Source organism: Endothiovibrio diazotrophicus, assembly GCF_054657215.1.
This window is the reverse complement of the sequence record NZ_BAAHXB010000254.1, coordinates 1-1,283: the sequence shown is the minus strand read 5'-3', so window position 1 is coordinate 1,283 and position 1,283 is coordinate 1. Positions and strand designations below refer to the sequence as shown.

Below are 1,283 nucleotides of genomic sequence, written 5' to 3'. Positions count from 1 at the left end.
AAACGGAACTGCCGAGGTGTCCGTCGGCAATCGCGGCCTAAGGGTCGCTCCTACAGTCATCCGTCTTCGCTGTGCCTCTGCGTCCTCCGCGTTGAACAGCCCAAGTATGAAAGTCGTGTGTGCGAAGGTGCCGCCAAATGAGTGAACTGCCCATCGAGGATTACGCGCTGCTCTCCGACGAGGAGTGCGACCAGCGGATCGTCGCCGCCAAGGCGGCGCTCGGCGAGCGGGTGGTGATCCTCGGTCACCACTACCAGCGCGACGAGGTGTTCAAGTACGCCGACTTCGCCGGCGACTCGCTCAAGCTCTCCCGCCAGGCGGCCCGGTCGAAGGCGGAGTACATCGTTTTCTGCGGCGTCCACTTCATGGCCGAGGTGGCCGACATCCTCTCGCGCCCCGATCAGGTCGCGATCCTCCCCGATCTGGCCGCCGGCTGCTCGATGGCCGATATGGCCAATCTGGCGAAGGTGGAGCGGGCGTGGCGGGAGCTTTCCGAAATACTCGACCCCGATCTGGCCGTTACTCCGGTCACCTACATCAACTCGGCGGCCGACCTGAAGGCCTTCTGCGGCCGGCACGGCGGCATCGTCTGCACCTCGTCGAATGCGGGCAAGGTGCTGGAGTGGTCCTTCTCCCAGCGCGAGAAGGTGCTCTTCTTCCCCGACCAGCACCTCGGCCGCAATACCGGCCACCGCATGGGCATCCCGCTCGACGAGATGGTGGTGTGGGACTTCGAGCAGCCCCTCGGCGGGCTCACCCGCGAGCAGATCGAGAAGGCCAAGATCATCCTCTGGAACGGCTTCTGCTCGGTTCACCAGATGTTCCAGCCCGAGCACATCGACGCCTTCCGCGAGAAGTACCCGGAGGCGAAGGTGGTCTCCCACCCCGAATCGCCCTTCGAGGTGTGCGAGAAGTCCGATGCGGTGGGCTCCACCGAGATGATCATCAAGACCGTCGCCGACTCCGCTCCCGGCACGCGCTGGCTGATCGGCACCGAGCTCAACCTGGTCAACCGCCTCCACGAGCAGTTCAAGGGGGAGGGGAAGTCCTGCCACTTCATGTCGCCGATGGTCTGCATGTGCTCCACCATGTTTCGCATCGATCCTCAGCACCTGTTGTGGGTGCTGGAGAACCTGGTGGCGGGGAACGTGGTCAACCGCATTACGGTGGCCCCGGAAGAGGCGGAGCAGGCGCGTCGTTCCCTGGAACGGATGCTGGAGGTGTCGCCTTAGGGCCCGCGAAAGAATAACTTCCTGTTTTGGGGCGTCGAGACGCCCGTCCGG

1 protein-coding gene is annotated in these 1,283 nt (G+C 64.3%); it reads left to right on the top strand.

All coding sequences use genetic code 11. From position 1 onward, the window contains the following. Positions 1-137: 137 nt before the first annotated feature. Complete coding sequence (gene nadA / locus ACYQ2W_RS26190; RefSeq protein WP_459874010.1) at positions 138-1,232, top strand: quinolinate synthase NadA; 1,095 nt, start codon at positions 138-140, stop codon at positions 1,230-1,232. Positions 1,233-1,283 lie beyond the last annotated feature (51 nt).

Bases quoted from the DNA above. Each gene is read 5' to 3' on its own strand.
- nadA (WP_459874010.1), top strand. From the start codon at position 138: ATGAGTGAACTGCCCATCGAGGATTACGCGCTGCTCTCCGACGAGGAG.